The sequence below is a fragment of the Sagittula sp. genome, from assembly GCF_052825245.1.
Window position 1 is genome coordinate 1 of record NZ_JBRBWD010000029.1, and the last position, 25,341, is coordinate 25,341.

Below are 25,341 nucleotides of genomic sequence, written 5' to 3' on the forward strand. Positions count from 1 at the left end.
CGCCGCTCCAAGGAGGCCCGCAAAGCCAGCCAGGGCTGCGATACATGAGGTCTCCGCCCTGTCAGGCTTTGCTTCCCTCAGCGCCCAGGTGGGACATTTCTACTTTGCGGAACAAGAGACATTTCAACTTGGTTGCAACAACGTGTCGGGTTTGGAACGGTCCCTGTCTGGTTTCATGCACCGCCCAATCCCGCTGATAAAGACATGCAGAACAAGACGGCTCTGTCAGGCCCGGAAGCGACCCTCCTTACACTTGTCGCTGTGTCGGCACGAACTCCCAAGGTCGTTGCCAAAACAGGTCGCTCATCGGTGTTGGACCAGAAACCGGCACCTCGGTGTGACCGCGCTGGGGCTTCGCTTTTTGGACGCAATACTCGGGACTTGCTGTCCAATGCTCCAAAGCTTGGTGAAGCTCACGTTTGCCATCGGCACCAGATCGAAGGCGCTGGTGTCGGCATTCACTAAACCGGCGGCGGCGACTGACCTTACAGTCGCACGCCGCCTCTTATGTCAGTAGAACGCCTGCAGGCCCGTCTGCGCCCGGCCGAGAATCAGCGCGTGCACGTCATGTGTGCCCTCGTAGGTGTTCACCGTCTCGAGGTTCATCATGTGGCGGATCACCTGGAACTCGGCAGAGATGCCGTTGCCGCCGTGCATGTCGCGGGCCATCCGGGCGATGTCCAGCGCCTTGCCGCAATTGTTGCGCTTGAGGATGGAGATCATCTCGGGCGCGCCGCGGGCCTCGTCCATCAGCCGTCCGACGCGCAGGCAGCCTTGCAGCCCGAAAGCGATCTCCGTCTGCATGTCCGCCAGTTTCTTCTGGAAAAGCTGGGTGCCCGCGATGGGCTTGTCGAACTGCTTGCGGTCGAGACCATAGGCACGGGCCGCGTGCCAGCAGGCTTCTGCCGCGCCCAGAACGCCCCAGCTGATGCCATAGCGCGCACGGTTCAGACACCCGAACGGACCCTTCAGACCCTGCACATTCGGCAGCAGCGCCTCTTCCCCGACCTCCACGTTGTCCAGCACCACCTCGCCAGTGACGGAGGCGCGCAGGCTCAGCTTGTTCTCGATCTTCGGCGCAGAGAGGCCCTTGGCGCCCTTCTCCAGCACGAATCCGCGGATCTTGCCGTCATGCGCCTCGGACTTCGCCCAGATCACGAAGACATCCGCGATGGGGCTGTTGGAGATCCACATCTTGGAGCCGTTCAGCCGGTAGCCGCCGTCGGTCTTGACCGCACGCGTCTTCATGCCGCCGGGGTCGGAGCCCGCGTCAGGCTCCGTCAGGCCAAAGCAGCCGATCCATTCGCCGGTGGCCAGTTTCGGCAGGTACTTCCGGCGCTGCTCTTCCGATCCGTAGGCGTAGATCGGGTACATCACCAGCGACGACTGCACCGACATCATCGAGCGGTAGCCGGAATCGACGCGCTCGATCTCGCGCGCCACAAGTCCATAGGACACGTAGGACGAGCCCAGGCCGCCGTATTCCTCGGGCACCGTGATGCCAAGCAGGCCCATGCCGCCCATCTCGGCAAAGATGTCGGGCGCGACGGTCTCCTCCAGGAATGCCTTGGTCACCCGCGGCGCGAGCTTCTCGGCGGCGAAGGCGCGCGCGCCCTCGGCCAGCATGCGTTCCTCTTCCGACAACTGGTCCGTCAGCCGGAAGGGATCCTCCCAGTCGAACGCCCCGAGATCGGGGGCGTCCTTGGCCTTCAGCGCTGGTTTCACATCCTTCATTTCGTTCATGGTCCCCTCCGGAATTTGGGCAAATCATACGCGTTCCGGCGGAGGCTGAAACCCCTGTCTGGCAGGATTTGATCAAACGGGTTGACCGTATCGCCGCGGCGGCAGAAATCGGCTGGCGTCAGGTGCATCATGGCTCCCCTTGCGCCGCGCGAACGAACCCGCCAAAAGGCGGCCATGACGCGCGACCCGGATATCCTTTGCATCGGCTCCGTCCTCTGGGACGTGATCGGCCGCGCCAACCTGCACATGACGGTCGGGTCCGACGTACCGGGGCGCATCACCCGCATTCCCGGAGGCGTTGCGCTGAACATCGCCATGACGCTCGCGCGGTTCGGCCTTCGCCCGGCGCTCCTGTCCTCGGTTGGACGTGACAGCCAAGGTGACGAACTGCTGGCCGAGTGCCGCGCGCTGGGGCTGGACACCGAACACGTCTACCTGTCCGAGGACCTGCCGACCGACCGTTACATGGCGATCGAAGGCGTGAACGGGCTGATCGCTGCCATCGCGGATGCGCACTCGCTGGAAGCCGCCGGGAAGAAGATCCTGCGTCCGCTCATCGACGGGCCGCTCGGGACTGCCGACGCCCCCTACCCCGGCGCCATTGCGCTCGACGGCAACCTGACCGAGTCGCTGCTGTCCGAGATCGCCGGTGCACCGGCCTTTGCCTCCGCCGACCTGCGGATCGCACCCGCCAGCCCCGGCAAGGCGCTGCGGCTGATGCCCTTCCTGCGCGCCGGTCGGGGAACGCTTTACGTGAACCTCGAAGAGGCCGGGCTGCTGTGCCAGCGGACCTTCACCAACGCACCCGATGCCGCCGCGGCGCTTCTGGCGCGCGGAGCGTCCCGCGCCATCGTCACGCATGGCGGAGAGACATGCGCCGACGGTACGTCCGACGGCGTGATCCGCGCCTGCCCGCCCAAGGTCCTCGTGACGCGGATCACCGGTGCGGGCGACACATTCATGGCAGCCCATATCGCGGCAGAGCGCGCCGGCGAAGATCGGCCAACCTCTCTTTCGCAGGCCCTCAAGGCGGCTGCCGCCTACGTATCCGGAGACATGCCCTCATGATTACCCTTTCGCCCGAAGTTCAGGCCGCGAAGGACGCCAAGGCGCCGCTGGTTGCACTTGAATCGACCATTATCACGCACGGAATGCCCTATCCGCAGAACCTCGAAACCGCTCGCCGGGTCGAGGCCGAGGTGCGCAATGCAGGTGCCGTTCCCGCCACCATCGCGATCCTCGACGGCCGGATCCATGTGGGGCTGACCGACGAACAACTGGAAAGCCTGGCGCAGGCAAAGAATGTGGCAAAGCTGTCGCGCGCCGATCTGGCCGCCTGCCTTGCCAGCGGCGGCACCGGGGCGACCACGGTTGCGGCGACGATGATCGCCGCCAACCGGGCAGGCATCGACGTCTTCGCAACGGGCGGTATAGGCGGCGTGCACAAGGGCGCCGAGGAAAGCTTCGACATCTCCGCCGACCTTCAGGAACTCGCGCAGACGCCGGTGACGGTGGTGGCAGCGGGCGCAAAGGCGATCCTCGACCTGCCCAAGACGCTGGAAGTGCTGGAAACGCTGGGCGTGCCGGTGATCGCGGTCGGCCAGGACCAGTTGCCGGCTTTCTGGTCGCGCAATTCCGGCATGAAGGCCCCGCTGCGGATCGACACTGCAGAGGGCATCGCCCGGGCCCACAAGATGCGCCGGGACCTCGGTATTCCGGGCGGACAGCTCGTCGCCAACCCGATCCCTGTCGGTGACGAGATCGCGGCCGACACGCTGGCGCCGATCATCGCCCGCGCGACGCAAGACGCGGCAAAGCACGGAATCACCGGCAAGGCGGTTACACCTTACCTGCTGCAGCGGATTTTCGAACTGACGGAAGGTCGCTCGCTGCAAGCCAATATCGCCCTTGTCCTCAATAATGCCCGTCTTGCAGCGGGCATCGCCCAGGAACTCGGCAGAATAGCCTGACTTTTCATCCCAACGCACGGCGCCCCATTGTGGCGCCGCGGCGGAGTGCATACTTTCGTCGGAAACCTTTTCAGACGGACGTCAATGAACATGCCTTTCGATCCAGAGCCGAAGAAACGCGGACGCCTCCTGGCGAACCTTCGGAACTCTTTCCTGACGGGCATCGTCGTGATCGCGCCCGTTGGCCTGACCGTCTGGCTGATCTGGACCGTCGTGGGCTGGGTCGACGGCGTGGTCTGGCCCTTCGTGCCCGACCGTCTGCAGCCCAATGCCCTGCTCAACCGCTGGATGGTCGATGCCTCGGGTGACCCGCGCATCCCGTGGCTGTTCGAGTTTCTCGACAGCAACAACGATGGGATACTCGAGGTCAACGTCCGCGGTCTGGGCGTGGTCGTCTTCCTGCTGTTCACCATCATCGTCGGCTGGATCGCCAAGGGGCTGATCGGCCGCTCGATGATTAACTTCGCCGAAAGCCTCGTGGACCGCACGCCGGTCGTCCGGTCGATCTATTCCGGCATCAAGCAACTGGCCGAGACGGTCTTTGCGCAGTCCGAACGCAGTTTCGAGAAGGCCTGCCTGATCGAATACCCGCGCAAGGGGATCTGGGCCATCGGCTTCATCTCGACCGACGCCAAGGGCGAAATCGCGCGCCGGACCCCAACATCCGCCGGGCTGACCTCGGTCTTCGTGCCGACCACGCCGAACCCGACGTCGGGCTTCCTGCTGTTCTTCCCCGTCGAGGACGTGATCGAACTGGACATGACCATCGAGGACGCCGCCAAGCTGGTGATCTCGGCGGGGCTGGTCTACCCCAACGGGCAGGAGGCCAAGCAGGCGGTGGAGGAATGGGCGAAGGCGTCCTGAGGACGCCTCACTCGAACATCGCCCGCAGGTCCGCCGTCTGGCGTTTGCCGACATCGTCGATGTGATCCGCGAGGAAGGCACCGGCCGCGCGACGCCCCGCCTCCTTCAGCTGCACCAGCAGCGAGGGCACGGCCACAGTTTTCGTCGCGACAGAGAGCGCATTCATCAGCGCATCGTCCGAGATCATGTGCACCCGAACATCCTTCATCGTGCCCGGCGCCAGCACCCCCGACGCCAGCAGACGCTGGACGAAGTCGATGGCCCGGAGTTCGCGCAGCAGCGACGAGTTGAAGCTGATCTCATTGATCCGGTTCTGGATCTCGGGCGGCGTCACCGGCACCTTCTCCCGCACCAGCGGGTTGATGTTGATGACCACGATGTCGTCTGGCAGCGCCGCCTTGAAGAACGGAAAGAGCGCCGGGTTGCCGGTATAGCCGCCGTCCCAGAACGCCTCGGACACACCGGTCTCCGGGTCGTCCATCTCAACCGCCTGGTACATCGTCGGCAGGCAGGCGGAGGCGAGGATGGCATTGGAGTCGATCCTGTCGCCTTCGAAGATGCGGATCTTGCCTGTGCGGACCAGCGTGGCGCAGACGAAGAATTCCGGCGACGCGTCGGCGCAGACCGAGTCGAAGTCGAGCCGCGCAACGATCGCCGCCAGCGGATTGCGGTAGAGCGGCCCCCAGGAGTAGGGCGACATCATCCGGCTGACGGTGTCCCCCACCATGTAGGGCAAGGAATACTCGATGGTCTTGGACACATGCCCGGGATCCGGAAACCAGGACGAAAACCAGTCGGGCAACATGGTGGTGTCGAGTGCGCCGACCTCTCCCCAAACCCAGTCGAGGTTGGCGCGCGCCATCTCCGCGCCGCCGACGACCATCCCGGCCTTAAGTGCCGCACCGTTCAGGGCGCCGGCGGAGGTGCCGGATACGCCAGCGATCTCCAGCTCCGGCTCTTCCAGCAGCCGGTCGAGCACGCCCCAGGTGAAGGCACCGTGGGCCCCGCCGCCCTGCAGGGCAACATTGATCCGTTTCTTCATGGAAATAGCCGTTCCCCAATATCTGTGCAGTCGCTTCGAAAACACGTCGCCGGGCCGGCGCAATGGCGTCCGGCCCGGCAGGCCGGATGGCTCAGAGCGCCGTCCAGCCGCCGTCGACGGAAATCGTCGTGCCGGTGATCTGGCTCGCCGCGTCCGAGCAAAGGAACACGGCGGTGCCGCCCAGTTGCTCGACCGTGGCGAATTCCTTCGACGGCTGGCGTTCGAGCATGACCTTCTCGATCACCTCGTCGCGGCCCATATCGTACTTCTTCATGGTGTCGGGGATCTGCGCCTCGACCAGCGGGGTCAGCACGTAGCCCGGGCAGATCGCATTGGCGGTGATCGGCTCTTTCGCGGTCTCCAGCGCCACGACCTTGGTCATGCCGACGATGCCGTGCTTGGCGGCCACGTAGGCGCTCTTGTAGGGCGATGCGGTCAACCCGTGAGCGGAGGCGATGTTGACCACCCTGCCCCAGCCCGCCTTGCGCATCAGCGGCAGTGCTGCAGCGGTCGTGTGATAGGCCGAGGACAGGTTGATCGCGATGATCGCGTCCCACTTGTCCACCGGGAACTCGTCGATGGGGGCGACGTGCTGGATGCCGGCGTTGTTCACCAGGATGTCGCAGGCACCGGCCTTCTCGATCAGGGCGCGGCACTCGTCCCCCTTCGACATGTCGGCCTTGATGTAGCGGACCTCGACGCCGTGCTTGTCCGCGATCTCCTTCGCGAGGGCGTGGTCCTCGTCGCGGTCCGTGAAGGAGTTGATGACCACGTTTGCGCCGGCCTTCGCCATCTCGTGCGCGATGCCGAGCCCGATGCCGGAATTGGAACCTGTGATCACCGCCGTCTTGCCCTTGAGGGTCATGTGTCTGTCTCCGTGCGAGTTCATGCTGTCCTGCAGCATCCTAATCCTCGCGGGCTGAAGCGACAGGGGCAATCCGTCTCGGGGGGCAAGATTTTCCGAAGCGACCCTGCGCCGGACCGGCAGAACCGGCTGGAAGACGCCGGTGGCACCGGACCCTTGAAGGTCGGCATTGACCGGAGTCCGCGGGCATTCTACGGCACACCATCGTTCGATCCGCGCTTCGGGATCGCGCTGCAGGTTTCCGTATCGTCAGACAGGTCAGAGCCACCCGGTCAATGGACAGAAAAAAACCCCGGCCGAAGCCGGGGTTCAGTCATTGAGGCAGGTTTCATACAGGCAAGAAACCTATCGAGCAGTGCCCCCTGTATAAGCAATTCGCCGCGTGAGTCCAAGCTAAAAGTTTGAAAAGGCGTAAAAGCGGCGGTACGGTCAGCGTCAAGAAAACAAGGGCAGACAGGGATTGTAGCCGAAATGAACATAAAATCTTTCCGGATTTCGGGCCGGTTTCGGAACCGGATCGGAGTTACCGCGAGCGCGATTCTCTGTGCCTCGGCACTGATGGCCGAACCGCAGCACGGCATAGCTATGTATGGGGAGCCTGCGCTCCCACCTGATTTTGTGTCCCTGCCCTACGCCAACCCGGATGCGCCCAAGGGCGGCAAGATCGTTCTGGGCGAGGTCGGCAGCTTCGACAGCCTCAACCCGCATATCCTGAAAGGCACGCCACCGTGGCAGCTGCGTTTTCTTGCGTATGAAAGCCTTATGGGCCGGAGTTACGACGAACCGTTCACACTTTACGGCGTTCTGGCCGAATCGATTGAGGTCGGACCGAAACGCGACTGGGTTGAATTCACCCTCCGACCCGAGGCGAAATTCTCCGACGGCAGCCCGGTGACGGTTGAGGACGTCATGTGGTCCTATGAGACGCTCGGCACGAAGGGCCACGGCCGGTATCGCGGTTTCTGGGCCAAGGTCGAGAGCATGGAGCAGACCGGCGAACGCTCCGTCCGCTTCACCTTCAACGAGGAGAACCGCGAGCTGGCCCTGCTGGCGGGAATGCGCCCGGTTCTGAAGAAAGCCCAATGGGATGGCGTGGATTTCGAGAATTCCGGCCTCGACGTGATCCCGATCACCTCCGCGCCCTACCAGATCACCGATTACGAACCCGGCCGCTTTGTCGAGCTGACCCGCGATCCGGACTACTGGGGCAAGGACGTGCCCTTCAAGGTCGGCACCGACAATCTCGACACGATCCGGATGGAGTTCTTTGCCGATGCCACCGCGCATTTCGAGGCATTCAAGGCCGGCGAAATCACCTCGCTGCGCGAAACGAATGTCGAGACCTGGAATTCGCAATACGATTTCCCCGCTGTGCAGAATGGCGACGTGGTGAAATCGGAAATCGGGCACGAGCGTCCCACCGGGATTTACGGTTTCGTCATGAACTCCCGCCGCGACCTGTTCGACGACTGGCGCGTGCGTGATGCCATGATGCACGTCTTCAACTTCGAGTACATCAACGACGTGCAGACCGGCGGCGTGCAGCCGCGGATCACGTCCTACTACTCGAACTCCGAGCTGGGGATGCAGGACGGTCCGGCCGAGGGCAAGGTGCGTGAGCTGCTTGAACCCTTCGCCGACGAACTTCTGCCCGGCGCGCTGGAAGGCTACAGCCTGCCGGTGGCCGACGGCACGGTGCGCAACCGGGCGAACACGGCACAGGCGCTCGACCTGATGGCGGAGGCTGGTTACACGATCGAGGACGGCGTCATGACCTCGCCCGAGGGGCAGCCCGTGACCTTCGAGATCCTGATCCGCCAGGGCCAGACCGACAACGTCTCAATCGCCGAGATCTTCTCGACCTCGCTCAAACGGCTCGGCATCGATGCGACGGTGGTCATGGTGGACTCCGCCCAGTTCGAGGACCGCACGAAGTCCTACGACTTCGACATGGCGTACTACGAACGCGGCCTGTCCCTTAGCCCCGGCAACGAGCAGTACCTCTACTGGGGCGCTGCTGGTGTCGACACGCCGGGAACCGGCAACTGGATGGGCATGAACAGCCCCGCGGCAGAGGCGATGATCGGCGAGATGCTGACTGCCGACACCCACGAGGATTTCGTCTCGGCTGTTCGCGCGCTGGACCGGGTTCTGACGACCGGGCGCTACGTGATCCCGATCATGTACCGCTACGACCTGAGCCGCATCGCCCATGCGAAGGAACTGCATTACCCCGCGAAGCTGCCCGTTTATGGCGATTGGCTGGGCTTCCAGCCTGATGTGTGGTGGTGGGAAGAGTGATCGGAGCGGGCCCCTCGGGGCCCATTCCTGCCCCTCAAACCGGCGAAATGACCGGCGGGGCCGACGAGGCAATGAAACAGGCAACATAAAGCGAGGTCTCCATGAGAACGATCCTGATACTGGCGCTGGCCGCGGGGCTGGCGGGCTGTGCTACGGTCGAAGGGCTGGGCCACGACATTTCGGGCGGCGCACGCACCGTGCAGAGCTGGTTCTGAGAACCGACCCTACCCCGGACCGTCCTTTCCATATCTGAAGCGGGGCGTGCCTTGCCCCTGCCCCGGCTGATCCATTCTGCCGGGCATATTAGCGTGCGTGCATAATGCTCTGACTCCCGATTTGTCTGCGCATTGCAGCGGGGCCCTGCGCCACGGGGCGGAATGTGGTATCCTGAGCGCGACGCACCGCGCTATGAGACCTTTCGCCAAGAGACCCGCGACGCCGCAGCGCCTATTCTGGTCGCGTCATCAAGAAGGCACGGACAAGATGAGTATGCCCGCTGAAGCACAGGTGCGCGGCCCGGAAAAGGCGCTGGTGGTCGACGATCACCCGCTCTTCTGTGACGCGCTGACGCTGACCCTCCAGTCCATCGCCGATTTCCAGGAGATCCGGACCGCCGGCACACTGGAACAGGCGCTCGAGGTCATGGCGCAGGATTCGGCCATCGGGCTGATCGTGCTGGACCTCAACCTGCCGGATGTGAACGGGCTGGACGGCCTCGTGCGGTTGCGCAACGCCGCGCCCCGGGCGGCGATCCTCGTCGCCTCCTCCATGGCCGACAACGGGATGATCAGCCACGCGCTCAAGGCCGGTGCGGACGGGTTCGTACCCAAGCATTCCCAACGGTCGGTCTTCCGCCGCGCGTTTGAGGCCGTGACCTCGGGCCGGTCCTTCGTGCCGGACGGCTTCATCGACCCGACCGGCGGGCAGTCCTCTGAACCCGACGATGCGCTGGCGCGGCTGGCCTCCCTGACCAACCAGCAGGCGCGCATCCTCTACCTGATCTGCGAGGGCAAGCTGAACAAGCAGATCGCCTTCGACCTCTCCATCGCCGAGACCACGGTGAAGGCCCATGTGACGGCAATCATGCGCAAGCTGGGGGTACACAGCCGCACGCAGGCGGTACTGGTCGCGCAGGAGGCGCGGTTCTCCAATGCTGCCGACAGCGGTTTCCGGAAGGACTTGCCAACCGGAATGTGAATACATAATCCTCGGGTGTCGCGCCAAGAGGCGACCATAAGGAACACTTGGAGTGGACGGAGCGCAAGAACGTTCCGCGCGGGAGGAAAGGACCGGGTCGACGGCGCTGCGCACCGCACAGGTGCACTGCCTGGACGACGACTCGGTCACGGAACTGGCACAGGCCCTTGGGGACGCTCCCCTGGCGCTGGTCTGCCTGTTCGCTTCGCCTGACGCGGATTTCGCCGCCTTGACGCGGGACGCCGCCGACGCCTTCGGCGGTGCCGATGTGCTGGCCTGCACCACCGCCGGCGAACTGGGCAGCGCAGGCTACGAAGACGGCCAGATCGTCGCCATCGGGTTTCCGAAGTCCCATTTCGAGGTCATCACCTGCGCTGTCGAGACGCTCGACCGCTTCGACGAACAGGGGCTGATCGATCGCCTCATCTCCGACCGGCTGGAACTGACACGCCGGGCGCCCGAGATGGGCTCCGAATTCGCCTTCACGCTGGTCGACGGTCTGTCCCTGCGGGAAGAACAACTGACCGCCGTGCTGGCCACCGGGCTGGGGCCTGTACCGCTGTTCGGCGGATCGTCGGGGGACGGCACCAATTTCGCCGCCACCTTCCTGTCGCGCAACGGCATGGTCCTGCAGAATGCCGCACTCGTCGCCATGGTCCGCACCCGCTGCCCGATAAAGGTGTTCAGCCTCGACCACCTGATCCCCACGGGCGTCCGCATGGTGGTGACATCTGCGACGCCCGAGGCGCGCGTGGTTCACGAGATCAACGCCGAACCCGCGGCCCAGGAATACGCGCGGCTCTTGGGCAAGGACCCGAACCAGCTCGGCCCGTTCACGTTTGCCGCGCATCCGGTGGTGGTCCGCCTTGGCGACAGCCACCACGTCCGCGCCATCCAGAGGGTCAGTGACAACGGGGACCTCGTGTTCTTTTCCGCGATCAACGAAGGCATGGTCCTGACGCTGGCCAGCGACCAGGACATTGCGAAACACCTCGAAGCCGGTCTGGAAGCCATGGCCGAGGACGGTGCCCCCGATCATATTCTGGGCTTCGACTGCCTCCTGCGTCGCATTGCGGCGGGTCAGGTGCAGAAAACGCGGGAAATCTCCTCGCTTCTGCGGCAACACCGGGTGGTGGGATTTTCCACCTACGGTGAACAGATCGGAGGCCTGCACGTGAACCAGACCCTGACCGGCGTGGCCATCTACCCGCCGGACGACGCTCCGGCGTAGCGCCCATGTCGTTGGTCAATCCGAACGACAGTCTCGAACGGCAGAACGAGAAACTGTTGCAGATCGCACAGGCGCTTATGAAGCGCGTCGAATACGGCGCCGAACAAACCGGCGCGGCCTATGCGCAGTTCGAACGCGCGGCCCTTCTGGAAAAGCGGGTGCGCGAACGGACCCTCGAACTGGAGCGCACGCTCAATCTGCTGCACGAGTCGAACGCACAGCTGTCCGAGGCGAACGCGCAGGCGGAAGCCGCCCGTCGCAACCTCGCCGACGCGATCGAGGCGGTGTCGGAGGGGTTCGCCCTCTTCGATGCCGACGAGCGGCTGGTGATGTGCAACACGCGGTTCTGCATGAACTTCCGGGACACCACGCGCGATCTGTCACCGGGCTTGGCCTTCGAAGGCTATGTGGCGCGTGTCAGCCGGTCTGCCTACCTTGTTCTGCCCGACGGCGAGACCCCTGAAAGCTGGTCGGCGCGGCGCATCAGGCGGCACCAGGACCGGCACGTCATGTTCAACGTGCAGGTGCGGCCCGGCCGCTGGCTGCAGGTGTCGGAGCATCGCACGACCAACGGCGGCACGGTTGTCCTTCAGACCGACGTGACGGACCTCGTCCGGATCGAGCGGGCCGAACGGGACCGGCTGCGCGACAAGCAGGCGGTAATGGTCCGCGCGACGCTGGACCACCTTAACCAGGGCGTCGGCATCTTCGACGATCAGGGGCGGCTCGTGGGCTGGAACGGCAAGCTGGGGGCGCTTCTGGCACTGGACGCACGGCGGCTGCAGATCGGGGCCTCCTTCGCGGGGCTGATCGAGCGGCTGGCGCTCGACGTGCGGTTCACGCAGGGCATCGACCGGGACGGGTTCCAGCGGTGGGCCATGAGCCGCGATCACCGCGCGCCGATCTCCTTCGAGGTCACGCGTGGCGAGCGGACGGTCCTGCAGGTCTTTGGCCGCGGCATGCCGGACGGCGGTTTCGTGGTCTCGGTCACGGACGTGACGTCCGAGCGCGAAGCGGCGCGGCGCCTGTTCGAGATGAACGAGATCCTCGAACAACGCGTGATGGAACGGACGCTTGAGCTGGAGGATGCACTGTCGGCGGCGGAGCGGGCGAACGCGTCGAAGTCTCGGTTCGTGGCGGCAGCCTCTCATGACCTTCTGCAACCCTTGTCGGCGGCGAAGCTCTACGTGTCCTCCCTTGCAGATCGCTGTCAGGGCACCGCCGAACATGCCGTTTTGGAAAAGGCGGAATCGGCGCTCACCTCTGCCGAACAGATCATCGACGCGCTTCTGGACATCTCCAAGCTCGACTCGGACGGCATCCACTTCAACGTGCGTCCCGTCAGGATGTCCGAGATCCTGCGCCCCCTGAACGACGAGATGAGCGTTCTGGCCGAGCGCAAGGGGCTGGAGCTGACCATCGTCGACAGCAACCTGATCGTCGAGAGCGACCCGACCTACCTGCGCCGTATCGTGCAGAACCTGCTGGGCAACGCCATTCGCTACACCATGGACGGCAAGGTGCTGGTCGGCGTGCGGCGCAACGGCGGCTCGGCCCGGATCGAGGTCTGGGACACCGGACCCGGCATCGCCGAAGAGGATCAGAACGCCATCTACGAGGAATTCCGACGTCTCGACACCAAGGCCTCCACCAACGAGGGGCTCGGGCTGGGCCTTGCTATCGTGGAACGCGCCTGCGCGCGGCTGGGCCATCCGCTGGGTCTTTGGTCCGAGGTGGGGCGTGGCAGTTGCTTCATGGTCAACGTGCCGATTGCGGGCCACGCGCCCGGGACGGCCGATGCCCGTCCGCGCAGCGCCCGGCCGGTGAAGTTGTCCCATGCCGGCCTGATCGCGTTGATGGTCGAGAACGACCCGACCCTCCGCCGCGCCCTGTCGATCATGCTGGAAAGCTGGGGCGTGAACGTGATCGAGGCGGAAGACGCCGCCTCTGCCCTGTCGTTGCTGGACGACCTGCAACTGCGCCCGGATGTCCTGCTCTTGGACTACCAGCTTGGGCCGGGGGCAAACGGCATTGGCCTGTACCACGCCATCAACGACGGGGTCGCACGACCCCTGCCCTGCGCTGTGATCTCGGCAGATCGCTCACCCCAGTTGCGGCAGGACTGCAAGGCGCTCGGAATCGAACTGCTGGCCAAGCCGCTCGACCGGCACAAGCTGGGCCGGTTCCTCGAAGAGGTTGCGCGGGAGATGAACTGACGCCCGGGGCGCCACGCCCCAACTACGCCCCTATGCTTGGCCCGCTATTAACCCATTTTCACCCGGTTCGCAGCAGGCCAAACCAGCCGGTCAGCGCATCCCGCTGCATTTCCCGCGTGCGACGCCCTTGCCCACGTGATGCGGGTTCAGCACGAGGATCCAGCGGGGCGGATAACCCGGCGCCTGCGTGCGGCGATAAGTACACCCTTCGGGAGTGGTCATGTAGTCGCCACCCTGCGGCACGACGTAATTCTGCGCGAGGTACGGCTGTGCCTGCGCGAGGATCATCTGCTTGGGTGTCTCTGCCTCGGATGCGGTCAGCGATGCCAGCCCCAGCGTTGCTGCGGCGAATGCGGTGAAGGCCATTTGGCGATATCTCCCTCAGGGTTGATCTGTGGCGCAGCTGGCGCGCTGGCCGGACATTCCCCCCGATGCGCGACAGACAGGTGGACGGAAGGCGGCAAATCCGTGTCCCAAGCGTCGCATTTGAATGTAAATGTCGTCTTTACAACGGCCTGTGCAGCGACATTAAAGCGCGATCACGATGTCGGCCCGCAGGCCGCCCAGGTCGTCGCTTTCACCCAGCCTCAGGACGCCGCCGTGCGACCGAGTGATGTCGGCGGCGATGGCAAGCCCCAGGCCTACGCCGGAACCCTTGTCCTGATTGCGCGCCGGATCGAGCCGCACGAAGGGTTTCAGCGCGCTCTCGCGATCCTCGGGGGGGATGCCCGGCCCGTCGTCCTCGACGCGTATGCGCAGGGACCGCTCCGTCATGTTGGCCGACACCCGGCATTGCGTGCCGTAACGCGTGGCATTGCCGATCAGGTTCTCGACCGCACGGCGCAGGGACCGCGGCCTCAGCGCCGCCTCCCCCTGCCCTTCCAGTGCGCCCAGGCTGACGTTCTGCCCCGCCCGCTGCGCATCCTCGACGATGGAGGTGATCAGGGCCATCGGGTCGACCGGCTCCGGAGGGCCGGCCTGCGCATCGCCCCGCGCAAAGTCGAGGAAGGTGTCGATCAGGCGCTGCATCTCTTCCACGTCCCGTTCAAGCGGTTCCCGGTCCTCGTCATCGAGCAACGACAAGCCCAGCCGCAACCGGGTGATCGGCGTCCTCAGGTCGTGGCTGACCCCCGACAGCATCATGGTACGCTGCTCGATGTGCCGCTCGATCCGGCTCCGCATGTCGACGAAGGCCCGGCCCGCCGCCCGTACCTCGGTCGCGCCGGATGGCGAGTATCGCACGATGCGCCCCTTACCGAAGGCCTCCGCCGCCTCGGCCATGCGGGTGATCGGCCGCAACTGGTTGCGCAGGTACAGGAAGGCGATCAGCGTCATCAGGAAGCCGAAGAACAACGTATTGACGAAGAGCTGGTGCGCATTGGTCGCCGAGCTGCGCGTCCGGTCCACCGAAACCAGCCAGAGCTGGCCGTTGCGCCGGATGTACAGGTTCACGCTTTTGTCGTCCGGCAGGTCGACCTTCTCCAGGCCCCGCACCCGTGCCTCCAGCGTCCGGATCACTATGAGGCCGGTGAAGTCGTACCACCTGCGCAGGTTTTCGGCTGGCTCCGCCGAGTCATCGACACGCTGCGGAAAGATCCCCAGCAGGCCGTCGACCCGGTTGTCCACCGTTTCGTCCATGGCCAGGTTCACCGCGCGCGAAAGCTCCCGGCTCAGTTGTTCCGTGACGTCCTCGAAGTGCCGCTGGACGAAGACCACCGACACGACCAGTTGCAGCGTGACCACCGGCAGGACGAGGATCAGCGCGGCGCGCCCGAAAAGACTGCGCGGCATATAGCGTTTGAGCCATTGGAATGACATTCTGCCCTCCGGACAAGCCGCATGTGCGGCGTCGTTGGAGAGGCATGATGCAGGACCCACAGCCGGACTTCCAGCCGGTTCCCGGAAAGCCGGATGAATTGCTGCCGGGCGTGCGCCGGGTGGTGGCACCGAACCCGTCGCCGATGACGTATCGTGGCACCAACAGCTATCTCGTTGGAACGCGTGGGCTGGCGGTGATCGACCCGGGGCCGGATATGGACGCGCATCTCGAGGCGCTCCTGGCCGCAGTCGGACCGGATCAGCACATCAGCCATATCCTCGTGACGCACGCCCATCTCGACCACTCGCCGCTGGCGCGCAGGCTTTCCGACGTGACGGGTGCCCCGGTGTTCGCATTCGGCGACGCAAAAGCGGGCCGTAGCGCGGTGATGACCCGGCTGGCCGAGGGCGGTCTTGTCGGCGGCGGCGAGGGCGTGGACATGGCATTTGCTCCGGACCACCGCCTCACTGACGGAGACACCGTGACCGGCGACGGCTGGGCGCTGGAGGCGCTGCACACCCCGGGTCACATGGCCAATCACCTGTCCTTCGCTCTGGACGGCACGCTGTTTTCCGGCGACCTCGTCATGGGCTGGGCCACCTCGCTGGTCTCGCCGCCGGACGGCGACCTGACGGCCTTCATGACCTCGCTCCGCCGGCTGGCCGGACGGGCATGGTCACGCTTCCTGCCCGGGCACGGAGACGCGGTGTCACAACCTGCCGCACGCATCGCTGACCTGCTGTCGCATCGCGAAGGCCGGGAAACCTCCATCCTCGCTGCGCTCTCCGACGGCCCCGCCACCGCGACAGAGCTCGCGTCCCTCATCTACGTCGACACCCCCCCGCCTCTCTTGCCTGCGGCCACCCGCAATGTCCTGGCGCATCTCATTGATCTCGTTGAAAGAAGCGCCGTGAGACCGGTCGGAGAACTGCGGGCCGAAGCCAGGTTTTCCCGGCTCTGACAATCGGTTGGCATGTTTTCCGAAAAAAGTGGCGAAACCCTCTGGACGACCTGAATCGCCATTGCTATACGGCCCACGTGTTCCGGCGTAGCTCAGCGGTAGAGCAGTTGACTGTTAATCAATTGGTCGTAGGTTCGATCCCTACCGCCGGAGCCAAAATCTTCAAGATTTGGGCTAACACCTCGGGCTGCGAGACTTTGCTCTGTGCAGCCAGAAACCCGGTCTGGGAAACCCTTCCGCATGGGTGAGCCTTCAGGTTGCACGCGTTCCAGTACAGGCCATAACTCACTGACAGGCGTACTGTATCTCTATGATACGTCCTCTTTCCGCCCATCAGCACGTCGGTGCCGAAGAAAGAACGCACACACATAGCTGGCGCAAGCAGCCTTCCACCGAAAGTCGGGTTTCCGGGTGACAACTCCCAACGCATGATCCTATCAGTCATGCGTCTAGACCGCGCCTCGCGACGTGCGGTTCCGCCACCGGAGGCGCCATGAGGTTCACCTTTCGCCAGATCGAGTATTTCATCGCGGCCGCCGAATCCGGTTCGATCAAGCTGGCGTCGGAACGGATCAACATCTCGCAGCCGTCGATCTCCACTGCCATCTCCCATTTGGAAAGCGAACTGGGCGCGCAGCTATTCCTCCGCAGGCACGCGCAGGGACTGTCTCTGACACCCGTCGGGCGGCAATTGCTGGCGGAGGCGAAGCTGCTTCTGGACCAGGCGAACCGGCTGTATCAGACGGCGTCGGAGGCCAGCGAGACGGTGCGCGGCACGCTGGCGCTCGGGTGTCTCGTCACACTTGCGCCGATGATCCTGCCGGAGGTGTCCCAGAGTTTTGCGGCGCAATATCCCGGTGCGAAGGTCTTGCCGGAAGTGGCCGACCAGGAAGCCCTGCTGAACAGGCTGGCAAGCGCCGAACTGGACGTGGCGCTCGGCTACGATCTGATGGTTCCGGACGAATTCGAATTCGAACCTCTGGCGGAACTGCCTCCCTACGCCATCGTGGCACAGGGCCATCCGCTGGCGGCACGGACGGCAACCACGCTGGAGGAACTGTCCCGGTACGGGCTCATCCTCCTCGACCTGCCCTTGTCGCGTGACTATTTCCTCGGGCTCTTCGCGCGGGAGGGGCTTGCGCCGCGCATCGCTGCGCGCATTCCCCATTCCGACGTCATCCGGACCATGGCCGCCAACGATTTCGGCTATGCGATCGCCAATGTCCGTCCGCGGTCGACCCGGGCGATGGACGGGCGGGATGTGTCGCTCCTGCGGATCGAAGGAAACCCTCAACCGATGCAGATCGGGCTACTGAGGGTTGCACGCCGACAGCCGACGCGGCTTGTCTCGACCTTCTGTGACCACTGCCGAACGCTGATCTCCGATGGAAACGTCCCCGGGATGGAGGCGCCACTCTCCGCGCCAAGTTGACACCTCGGTCGGTCACCAGACCGGCGGCTTTGGACCGGTTTGACGGGCGCCCATGCCCTGCTTCTGCATACGACGCGAGCTCCGCAGGCGTTTTGCGTTTGATCGTGGCCTGCGCTACAGCTTCGCGCATGGGCCACAGGGTCGACCGGGAAGGCTCTGCCGGGTTCAGGTGGTTCATGGTCGCCCTGCAACTCAGGGGCAGGATAGCGGAGGCGCGGTTTTGAGAGCGATAGATTGGCTGGAACATCTCGTCTCCCATCCGACGATCAGCAGCGCAGGCAACCTTGACCTGGTGCACGGGCTTGTGGATGCGCTCTCGGCCGCCGGGGCCGTGGTCGAGACGTTTCCCGATGAGACGGGCAACAAGGCCGCCCTGCTCGCCCGCTTCGGACCCGATATGCCGGGCGGTCTGATGCTGTCTGCGCACCTCGACGTGGTCCCGGTGGAGGGCCAGGACTGGACGGTGCCGCCTTTCGAACTGACCTGGCGGGGCGAACGGCTGCATGGGCGCGGCACCACAGACATGAAGGGCTTTGTGGCCTGCGTCATGGACCTGATCGAAACACCGGAGATTGTGCAGGACCTGGCAAAGCCCTTGTGGATCGCGCTCTCTTACGACGAGGAGGTCGGTTGCGTCGGGGTGCGTCCCATGCTGGCCGCCATCGCCGAACGCGGCATCCACCCGGATCTGGTGCTGGTCGGAGAGCCGACCTCGATGAACATCGGCCTCGGGCACAAGGGGAAGACGGCCTACCGTGCCCGGTCGCGCGGGATCGCGCGTCACAGTGCCGAGGCGCCGCTAGCGGTGAACGCGCTGCACGCCCTGGGCGACCTGATGGCCGGTCTGCGCCGGATGCAGGAGGATCTTGCGCGGGACGGCGTCCGCGAGGACGGCTACTCCGTCCCGTATTCGAGTGTGCATGTCGGGGTCCTGTCAGGCGGCACTGCCGTGAACGTGGTGCCGTCAGAGGCGACCATGCTGTTCGAGACCCGCTTTCCCGCGTCGGAGGACGCCGCGGCCCTCGACGCCCGCATCCGCACCATGGCGCAGGAACTGGACGATGCGCTTCCCGACGGATGCAGGTTGACTGTGAAGGAATTGCTTTCCTATCCCGGCCTGACCACCGATGCCGCGGCTCCGGCAGTCCAGAGGATGACCGGCTGCCTGCCGGAGACCGCGCGTCCCTGCTGGCTGAGTTTCGGCACGGAAGGCGGGCTTTTCGCGGAACGTCTTGACGTGCCTGTGGTCGTGTGCGGCCCCGGTGACATGGCTCAGGGCCACCAGCCAGACGAGTTTATCGAGACAGAGCAACTTGCGGAATGCCGCCGGTTCCTGGAGCGTGTCGCGGCGGCCTTCTGCAAGGAAAGCCTGGCGGCCACACCCGGATAACCTTCCCGCGTCCCCCTGCTCGGCAACGGCAACGGCTACTGGTCGCCGGGAACCCCGTAGGACGGGGCCTCGCGCGGGTCGAGCGCCCTTTGGACATAGGCGTCGAGCTGCGGCTTGTAGACCTCCCAGGCGGTGGCGACGGCCTCGATCGGGCAATCCTCGGTCCAGTCGCAGCGCAGGTCTGCCACCGGCCAGGCCACCTTGTCGACGATCTTCAGCCCGGCGGAATGCACCGGGCCGGCCTCTCCACCCGCAGCCAGACCGGCGCGAAGGGCCGCTATCAGCCGGTCGCCGATGTGACCCGTTGCGGCGGCGTAGGCATCCACCATCGCCTGCGGCACGCCTTCGTTTGCAAGAAGGTTGCCGCCTGAGGCCGCGTCCAGCCCCTGCACCTCCATCCAGATCCCGAGCGCCTTTGCGCCCGAATGGATCGCGGTCCCGCCGCTGGCATCCACCGCCAGAACCTGCCGGTAGTCCATGAACGACCCGTCGCGGCGCAGGGCTTCGATGGCCTGGGCCGCGCTTTCACCCGACGCCATAAGCTCCAGCGCCAGCGGGCCGAGGGTCGGGTCGGTGATGTTCTGCGATGCCACGGCGCCCACGCCCGCCCGGGCGTAGGAACATCGCGCCGCCACGGCCGGCGAGGACGAAGAGATCACGACGCCGAACATGCCGGTCTCGGCGCAGCGGGCCACAAGGGAAAACGTCATGACCTCACCCCTCGTACTCGTCGGGAATGACTGCGGTGCCGTCGATCTCGACCAGCCACTCGGGCCGGGCAAGCGCCTGCACCACGAGGCCGGTGGACACCGGATGCACCCCCTTCAGGTATTCGCCCATCGTGCGATAGACTGCTTCGCGGTGCCGCACATCGGTGATGTAGACGACCACCTTAACGAGGTGCGCCATCTCGCCACCCGCCTCCTCGATCAGCTGGCGGATGTTCTGCATGACCTTGTGGGTCTGTTCGACCGGGTCGTGGCTGTCGATGTTCTTTGCCGTGTCGAGGTCCTGCGGACACTGGCCGCGCAGCCAGACCGTCCGGCCGCCCCGTGTGACAACAGCCTGACAGAGGTCGTTGTCCAGCGACTGCTCGAGGTAGGTGTCGCGCGTGTTGAACTTGCGTATGCGGGTATGGGCCACCTTGCGGGTCCTTCTCATTCTGCCGCCGCGCCAAGGCCACCGGCCTGCGCGTCATAGGTTTCGTATGTCTTCTGGATCGCGATCTGGTCGGCCACATGCGCCGCGTCGTGCCAGACGCCCCAGATAAAGCTCGATCCGCGCCGGGACAGCCACGGCAGCCCGACAAAGTACAGCCCCCGCACCGGGGAAACGCCGCGCTGGTGGCGGGGCTTGCCGGTCTCGTCCAGCACATCCACGTCCAGCCAGCCATAATCGAGCGCATAACCCGTCGCCCAGATCACCGTGCCGATCCCCGCTTGTGCCAGGTCGAGCTCAGCCAGCGGATGGGTCATGCAGTCCGGGTCATCGGGGAAGATGCGGGCCTCGGGCTCTTCCGGCAGGTCGAGCCCGTTTGCCGCCACGTAGGCATCTGCCTCGTCGAGCAGCGAGAGCAGGTTGGCATCGCCGCGCGCGACGTTCGTCGCCAAGTCGGGCGCGAAGTAAAGGATGCCGTTCTCGCAGCGTTCCGTCCGCCCCACGAGGGTCAGCCCCTCATGCGCCAGCCTGCGGAAATCCACCGTCTCGCCGCCCCGCGCGCCGCTGACGGCAATCGTCACATGCGCGGTGCCGGGCGCGGGCGCGGCCATGTCCCACTTGCCAAGCACGCCCAGCCACCAGACGAAGTCGCGGCCGCGGTACCGACGTGGCGGGCGGTCGTGCGGTCCGACCGAGAGGTAGACCTTGCGCCCTGCCCTGTTCAGCTCGTCTGCGATCTGCACGCCAGACGATCCGGCGCCCACGACAAGGACGGCGCCTTGCGGCAGGGCGTCGGGGTTGCGGTAGTCGGCGGAGTGGATCTGCTGCACGGGCGTCTCGGGCGGGATGACCGCCGGGATCACCGGCACTTGGAACGGACCCGTGGCGCTGACGACAGACTGCGCCCGGAACTCACCTGCCGACGTTTCGACCCGGAAGCCCGGTCGGCCCTGCAGACGCGAGACACGACGAACCTCGACTCCGCAGCGGATCGGCGCATCGATGCGGGCGGCGTAGCGTTCGAAATAATCGGCCACGCTGTCCTTGTGGACGAATGCCTCTCCGCCCTCGTCGAAGGTCAGGCCGGGAAACCGGTCGTGCCACGCCGGACCGTTCGCGACGAGCGAGTCCCAGCGGCCCGTCCGCCAGCGTTCGGCGATCCGGTCCTTTTCGAGCACGACATGGCCGATACCGTGACGCGACAGGTGTTCGCTCATGGCAACTCCGGCCTGTCCTGCGCCGATGACCAGCGTGTCGACGGTTTCAACGGTCATGCGGTGTCCCCTTGTCCCGATGCCGGGCGTGTCATCCGGCCCGGTGCGTCCCGTCACCTTAAGCATGAACCCGGTTCGGGAAAATTACGGATTTCATCTTCTCTGGTTCGGATTATCCAAAGTCGTGCTTGTCGCCGCGAATGGTCAGACCGTCCCTTCACAATGCACGGGGAGACGGATCGCCCATGAAACCCGAGTTCACTGGCCGGGCAATGGCACTTCGACCTCGCAGCGATGGCCCGCCGGGATCGCGTTGCCCGGGTTCGGCAGGGTCAGCCGGATGCCGAACGTGCCGGAGGCCGCGTCAAACACCCGGTCGATCACGTCCACCCGCGCCGAAAACGTGCCTGACAGCGGCGCTTCGGGGGTGACGGTCAGCGTCATGCCGGGGCTCAGCATCGGGTGGGCGGTGACCGGCAGGAACGCCTCGACGTGCAGCGGATCGACCTGAGCCAGAGACACCACGCTGTTTTCGGTCCCGAGGAATTCGCCGTCGAACAAGTGACGGGCCACCACGATGCCGTCCAGCGGGCTGCGGATCACGCGCTGTTCCAGTTGCGCCTGTGCGCGTTCCAGTTCGAGCCCCGTCACCTCGTGCTGGAGCTGCGCCATGGCACGTTCGCGGGTGATGACCTCCACCTCGGCCTCTGCCGCTTCGAGCCGTTCGAGCGTGCCGACCCGCCGTTCCATCAGGTCGCGTGCCCGGTCCAGCTGCTTCTGCGCAAGTGCCAGGCGGCTTTCCTGCGCCTCGATCCCGGCGGTGCTGCGGGCCTGAAGCTGCAGGAGTTCGACGGCCTTGGCCTCGACCTCCGAATGCAGGCGGGCGATGACCTGGCCGCTTTCCACCGTGTCGCCCTGATCCACCAGGACCTTGTCCAGCAGCCCCGACACGGGCGAGCCGACGTCGATGGTGACCGCAGGGGTGATCACGCAGTCGAAGGTCTCGGCTGTCGCGGGCGCGGCGAGCATCAAGGCGAAGCAGGTCTTGAGGACGCTGGGGACGGGCAACATACGTGTCATTCCGGTTTTCCACTGAAGGCAAGCATCGTGCCAAGCCGGCGGTCCTGGTCCAGCAGGATGCGGCGGGCACGTGCGTGGTTTCGTTCGGCGCGTTTCTGTGCGCGGCGGAAGAGGATGCGGGCCGCAAGGCGGCCGATGCCGCCGGGCATGCGGGCCAGTGTCGCCAACCAGCCCTTGCCGGCAGAGGTGTGTTCGAGGATACCGTCCTGCAGCGACAGCATCGGCTGGCTCGAACCCGGTTCGCCGCGCCGTGCCGTGCGCCCCACCAGCTGGCGGTCGATGCGCTTGGAATCGTGCCGCTCGGTCAGGATGACATGCAGGCCGCCGCGTTCGGCCACACCTTCACCCAGCGCAATGTCGACGCCGCGCCCGGCCATGTTGGTAGCCACCGTGACGCGCCCCGCCTCACCGGCCCGGGCAATGATTTCGGCCTCTTCGGCTTCGTTGCGGGCGTTCAGGAGGTCGTGCTCTACGCCAAGCTCGTGCAGGTGCTCCGAGGCCTGTTCCGATGCCTCGACAGAGCGTGTTCCGATCAGGACCGGGCGCCCTGCGCGTGAGAGGGCAAGCGCCCGCTCCGCCACGGCACGCCAGCGGGCGGCGGCTGTCGGGAAAAGCTGCATGCGTTGAAAGCGCCGCTTCGACCGCGCGTTGGTCGGGATGGAAACCACGTTCAGCCGGTAGACGGTGGACAGTTCCGACGCCACCTCGCGCGCGGTGCCGGTCATGCCCGCAAGGTGACGGTAGCGGCGGAAGAAGCGCTGGTAGGTGATACGGGCCAGGACGTCCTTGCGCGGCGTGATCTCCACCCCTTCCTTGGCCTCGACCAGCTGGTGCATGCCGTCGTTCCAGGAGCGCTCCTCCATGATGCGGCCGGTGTACTCATCGACGATCACCACCTTGCCGTCCGACACGATGTACTGGTCGCCCCTGGTAAAGAGATACCGGGCGGTCAGCGCCTGCGTGACCGCCTGTTCCCGCCGGATCCGGTTCGCCCAGATGCCGCCGCGTTGCAGGCCGAGCGTCTCCAGCCGCGCCTTGCCGCGGTCCGTCAGTTCGATGCGGCGCTCCCGGCGGTGCAGCTTGTAGTGACGCCCCTCGAACATCTGGCGCGCCAGCAACCACGCGGTTTCCGCCCAGATGCGTTCGGACTCCGCGTCGGTTTCGCGCGACATGATCAGCGGCGTGCGGGCCTCGTCGATCAGGACGCTGTCGGCTTCGTCGACGATGGCGAAATGCAGGCCCCGCATGACCGGCAGTTCGCCCTGCCCCATCGGGTCGAGGAACTGACGCAGCTTCAGGGCGGCATTTTGTGGGGGGCCGCCCAGCTTCACCCGGTCACGGAGATAGTCGAAGGTGATCTCCTTGTTCGACGCATAGACGATGTCGCGCCGGTAGATGCGCCGGCGTTCCGGCGGCGGTATCCCGTGTTTCAGCACGCCGACGCTCAGCCCCAGGCGGTCGAACAGCGGCTGCATCGTCGCGGCATCCCGCTCGGCCAGGTAGTCGTTGACCGTCACCACGTGAACAGGGATGCCGGCAAGCCCCGCGGCACCCACGGTCAGTGTCGCGGTCAGCGTCTTGCCCTCGCCTGTCTCCATCTCGGCGACCGCCCCGCGCGCCATGGCGAGCGCCCCCAGGAGCTGCACCTTGTGGTGATAAAGCCCGAGGATACGGCGGGAGGTTTCGCGGATCAGCGCGAATGCCTCGACCAGATTGGCGTCCGTCAAGCCATCGGTCCGGGCCTTCCGGCGCACCCGTTCGATGCGCGCGTCAAGGCCGGCGTCATCCAGCGCCGCGATGCCCCGCGCCCGCCAGACCGTCCGCAGGAGCAACACGCGCAGGCGCAGACGCAGGACCGGCACCATGAGGCGCCCGTAGAGGTAGCGTGCGACGTTCTCGGCGGGGTCGAGCCAGTGGTGGCGCGGTTCTTCCCGTTCGGGGTAAAGCGTCAGCGCAGGCGCGAGGAAAGCGTCGCCCGCGGGGGCGACGCCAGATTTTTCCGCGGCCACAGGGCCGGTATCAAGCATTCTCGTCCGTCGGCTCCTCGACGGTCTCGGCCGTTATGATCTGGGGCTCCTCCCCCATGTCGCCGTCCAGCGAGAAGCGTTCCGCCAGCGACCCGAAGTGGCGCAGCGATCCGAGGTGCAGGTAGATGCACTCCAGTTCGTCGGTGCGCATCATCTTTCCGAGGTCCTCGTTCGAGACGGCCTTCAGCTTTTCGCGGTCGACGGTCTGGAAGCCGGACAGCGACTGGCGCTCTCCGGACGGCAGACTGAACTGCGCCTCCATCGGACGCAGCAGGTCCAGCTCCATCAGCCGCTTGCAGAACAGCTGCGTGCGGTTGAAGCGTTGCTGGTAGTCCTGCAGGAAGGTCAGCACGCTTTTCAGGTATTGCGTCTGGTTGCCGTCGCTGTCGAACAGCCGCTCGCCCCTGTCCTTCTCGTTGCAGCCCTCGAAGCTCTCGTCGATGTGGAGGATCAGCTGCTTGCCGCCTGCGTCCTGCGCGAAGACAAAAGGATAGCGGCGCACGAAGGCGGGTACGTACTTGCCGCCCCAGGACCCGTCCGGCTTCACGAACAGGTTCTTGGTGGCGGTCGCGCCGAGGATGGCGCAGGGCATGACGGTGTCCGCATTGCCGGTGAAGACAATGGGGTATTCGATGGCCGCCTGGCCGAACTCGATGGCGGTCAGCGGGACAGAGTTGACCTTTTCGGCAAACTTGTAATCGGCGCCGGTGCGCACCGACATCTTCTTGTGCCGTGCAGAACTTACAGGGACGGCATTCTCGTAGAACAACAATTGGGTCATGGGATCCTCCAGAAAACAAGTTTGAAAAATAGAACGGGTACGGAACAACC

Annotated in this window: 22 protein-coding genes and 1 tRNA gene; 12 read left to right on the forward strand and 11 right to left on the reverse strand. The window is 65.3% G+C overall.

Annotation, left to right across the window (positions count from 1 at the left end):
* Positions 1 to 510: 510 nt before the first annotated feature.
* Positions 511 to 1,734 (reverse strand): acyl-CoA dehydrogenase, encoded by a 1,224-nt coding sequence (locus ACU0DV_RS10050; RefSeq protein ID WP_100931071.1) that lies wholly within the window; start codon positions 1,732 to 1,734, stop codon positions 511 to 513.
* A 183-nt stretch (positions 1,735 to 1,917) separates the two neighbouring features.
* Here ACU0DV_RS10050 and ACU0DV_RS10055 point away from each other — a divergent pair, with 183 nt between their 5' ends.
* From ACU0DV_RS10055 to ACU0DV_RS10065, 3 genes are all read left to right on the forward strand, one after another.
* Positions 1,918 to 2,811 (forward strand): PfkB family carbohydrate kinase, encoded by an 894-nt coding sequence (locus tag ACU0DV_RS10055; RefSeq protein WP_370313655.1) that lies wholly within the window; start codon positions 1,918 to 1,920, stop codon positions 2,809 to 2,811.
* Positions 2,808 to 3,713, forward strand: a complete 906-nt coding sequence (locus tag ACU0DV_RS10060) for a pseudouridine-5'-phosphate glycosidase (RefSeq protein WP_283983275.1) — start codon at positions 2,808 to 2,810, stop codon at positions 3,711 to 3,713. Before ACU0DV_RS10055 ends, ACU0DV_RS10060 begins: the two co-directional genes overlap by 4 nt.
* Positions 3,714 to 3,797: 84 nt before the next feature.
* Complete coding sequence (locus ACU0DV_RS10065; RefSeq protein WP_370313653.1) at positions 3,798 to 4,577, forward strand: DUF502 domain-containing protein; 780 nt, start codon at positions 3,798 to 3,800, stop codon at positions 4,575 to 4,577.
* 7 nt (positions 4,578 to 4,584) lie between these two features.
* On the opposite strand, the gene ACU0DV_RS10070 is transcribed toward ACU0DV_RS10065, so the two are convergent.
* Both ACU0DV_RS10070 and ACU0DV_RS10075 read right to left on the reverse strand, forming a co-directional pair.
* On the reverse strand, positions 4,585 to 5,619 hold the full coding sequence (locus ACU0DV_RS10070; RefSeq protein ID WP_283983277.1) for a patatin-like phospholipase family protein: 1,035 nt from the start codon (positions 5,617 to 5,619) through the stop codon (positions 4,585 to 4,587).
* A 91-nt stretch (positions 5,620 to 5,710) separates the two neighbouring features.
* Complete coding sequence (locus ACU0DV_RS10075; protein WP_100931070.1) at positions 5,711 to 6,484, reverse strand: 3-hydroxybutyrate dehydrogenase; 774 nt, start codon at positions 6,482 to 6,484, stop codon at positions 5,711 to 5,713.
* A 471-nt stretch (positions 6,485 to 6,955) separates the two neighbouring features.
* Between ACU0DV_RS10075 and ACU0DV_RS10080 the strand changes: the two genes are divergently transcribed.
* From ACU0DV_RS10080 to ACU0DV_RS10100, 5 genes are all read left to right on the forward strand, one after another.
* The gene (locus ACU0DV_RS10080; RefSeq protein WP_446241693.1) at positions 6,956 to 8,785 is read left to right on the forward strand and encodes an extracellular solute-binding protein; all 1,830 of its coding nucleotides are present in this window, start codon (positions 6,956 to 6,958) and stop codon (positions 8,783 to 8,785) included.
* 101 nt (positions 8,786 to 8,886) lie between these two features.
* Positions 8,887 to 9,000, forward strand: coding sequence for an entericidin EcnA/B family protein (locus tag ACU0DV_RS10085; RefSeq protein WP_100930620.1), 114 nt, complete (start codon positions 8,887 to 8,889; stop codon positions 8,998 to 9,000).
* 274 nt (positions 9,001 to 9,274) lie between these two features.
* Positions 9,275 to 9,982, forward strand: a complete 708-nt coding sequence (locus ACU0DV_RS10090) for a response regulator (RefSeq protein ID WP_100930619.1) — start codon at positions 9,275 to 9,277, stop codon at positions 9,980 to 9,982.
* A gap of 52 nt (positions 9,983 to 10,034) precedes the next feature.
* Positions 10,035 to 11,213 carry an FIST N-terminal domain-containing protein gene (locus ACU0DV_RS10095; RefSeq protein WP_446241694.1) on the forward strand — a complete coding sequence of 393 codons (1,179 nt, stop codon included), beginning with the start codon at positions 10,035 to 10,037 and terminating at the stop codon, positions 11,211 to 11,213.
* A gap of 5 nt (positions 11,214 to 11,218) precedes the next feature.
* Entirely contained in the window at positions 11,219 to 13,429 is a 2,211-nt protein-coding gene (locus ACU0DV_RS10100) for a PAS-domain containing protein (protein ID WP_446241695.1), read from the forward strand.
* A 90-nt stretch (positions 13,430 to 13,519) separates the two neighbouring features.
* Here the strand turns inward: ACU0DV_RS10100 and ACU0DV_RS10105 are convergent, their stop codons facing one another.
* Both ACU0DV_RS10105 and ACU0DV_RS10110 read right to left on the reverse strand, forming a co-directional pair.
* Positions 13,520 to 13,795, reverse strand: a complete 276-nt coding sequence (locus tag ACU0DV_RS10105) for a hypothetical protein (protein ID WP_100930616.1) — start codon at positions 13,793 to 13,795, stop codon at positions 13,520 to 13,522.
* Positions 13,796 to 13,957: 162 nt separating this feature from the next.
* Positions 13,958 to 15,247, reverse strand: coding sequence for an ATP-binding protein (locus ACU0DV_RS10110; protein ID WP_446241696.1), 1,290 nt, complete (start codon positions 15,245 to 15,247; stop codon positions 13,958 to 13,960).
* 47 nt (positions 15,248 to 15,294) lie between these two features.
* Here ACU0DV_RS10110 and ACU0DV_RS10115 point away from each other — a divergent pair, with 47 nt between their 5' ends.
* The 4 genes from ACU0DV_RS10115 to ACU0DV_RS10130 all read left to right on the forward strand — a co-directional run bounded on the left by ACU0DV_RS10115 (position 15,295) and on the right by ACU0DV_RS10130 (position 19,031).
* Positions 15,295 to 16,209: an MBL fold metallo-hydrolase gene (locus ACU0DV_RS10115; RefSeq protein ID WP_446241697.1), complete on the forward strand. Its 915-nt coding sequence runs from the start codon at positions 15,295 to 15,297 to the stop codon at positions 16,207 to 16,209.
* Positions 16,210 to 16,290: 81 nt separating this feature from the next.
* Positions 16,291 to 16,365 (forward strand) — tRNA-Asn (locus tag ACU0DV_RS10120).
* Between the two features lie 337 nt (positions 16,366 to 16,702).
* Positions 16,703 to 17,641: a LysR substrate-binding domain-containing protein gene (locus ACU0DV_RS10125; protein ID WP_446241698.1), complete on the forward strand. Its 939-nt coding sequence runs from the start codon at positions 16,703 to 16,705 to the stop codon at positions 17,639 to 17,641.
* A gap of 220 nt (positions 17,642 to 17,861) precedes the next feature.
* A complete protein-coding gene (locus ACU0DV_RS10130) occupies positions 17,862 to 19,031 on the forward strand; it encodes an acetylornithine deacetylase (RefSeq protein ID WP_446241699.1) in 1,170 nt (389 codons plus the stop codon).
* A gap of 35 nt (positions 19,032 to 19,066) precedes the next feature.
* On the opposite strand, the gene ACU0DV_RS10135 is transcribed toward ACU0DV_RS10130, so the two are convergent.
* The 6 genes from ACU0DV_RS10135 to ACU0DV_RS10160 all read right to left on the reverse strand — a co-directional run bounded on the left by ACU0DV_RS10135 (position 19,067) and on the right by ACU0DV_RS10160 (position 25,291).
* Positions 19,067 to 19,741: a DUF1028 domain-containing protein gene (locus ACU0DV_RS10135; RefSeq protein ID WP_446241700.1), complete on the reverse strand. Its 675-nt coding sequence runs from the start codon at positions 19,739 to 19,741 to the stop codon at positions 19,067 to 19,069.
* Between the two features lie 4 nt (positions 19,742 to 19,745).
* Positions 19,746 to 20,174, reverse strand: coding sequence for a RidA family protein (locus ACU0DV_RS10140; RefSeq protein ID WP_446241701.1), 429 nt, complete (start codon positions 20,172 to 20,174; stop codon positions 19,746 to 19,748).
* Between the two features lie 14 nt (positions 20,175 to 20,188).
* Positions 20,189 to 21,463, reverse strand: coding sequence for a flavin-containing monooxygenase (locus tag ACU0DV_RS10145; RefSeq protein ID WP_446241702.1), 1,275 nt, complete (start codon positions 21,461 to 21,463; stop codon positions 20,189 to 20,191).
* A gap of 198 nt (positions 21,464 to 21,661) precedes the next feature.
* On the reverse strand, positions 21,662 to 22,483 hold the full coding sequence (locus ACU0DV_RS10150) for an efflux RND transporter periplasmic adaptor subunit (protein ID WP_283983300.1): 822 nt from the start codon (positions 22,481 to 22,483) through the stop codon (positions 21,662 to 21,664).
* Positions 22,480 to 24,510: a preprotein translocase subunit SecA gene (locus ACU0DV_RS10155; RefSeq protein WP_446241703.1), complete on the reverse strand. Its 2,031-nt coding sequence runs from the start codon at positions 24,508 to 24,510 to the stop codon at positions 22,480 to 22,482. Before ACU0DV_RS10155 ends, ACU0DV_RS10150 begins: the two co-directional genes overlap by 4 nt.
* Positions 24,503 to 25,291, reverse strand: a complete 789-nt coding sequence (locus ACU0DV_RS10160; RefSeq protein ID WP_283983302.1) for a SapC family protein — start codon at positions 25,289 to 25,291, stop codon at positions 24,503 to 24,505. Before ACU0DV_RS10160 ends, ACU0DV_RS10155 begins: the two co-directional genes overlap by 8 nt.
* Positions 25,292 to 25,341 lie beyond the last annotated feature (50 nt).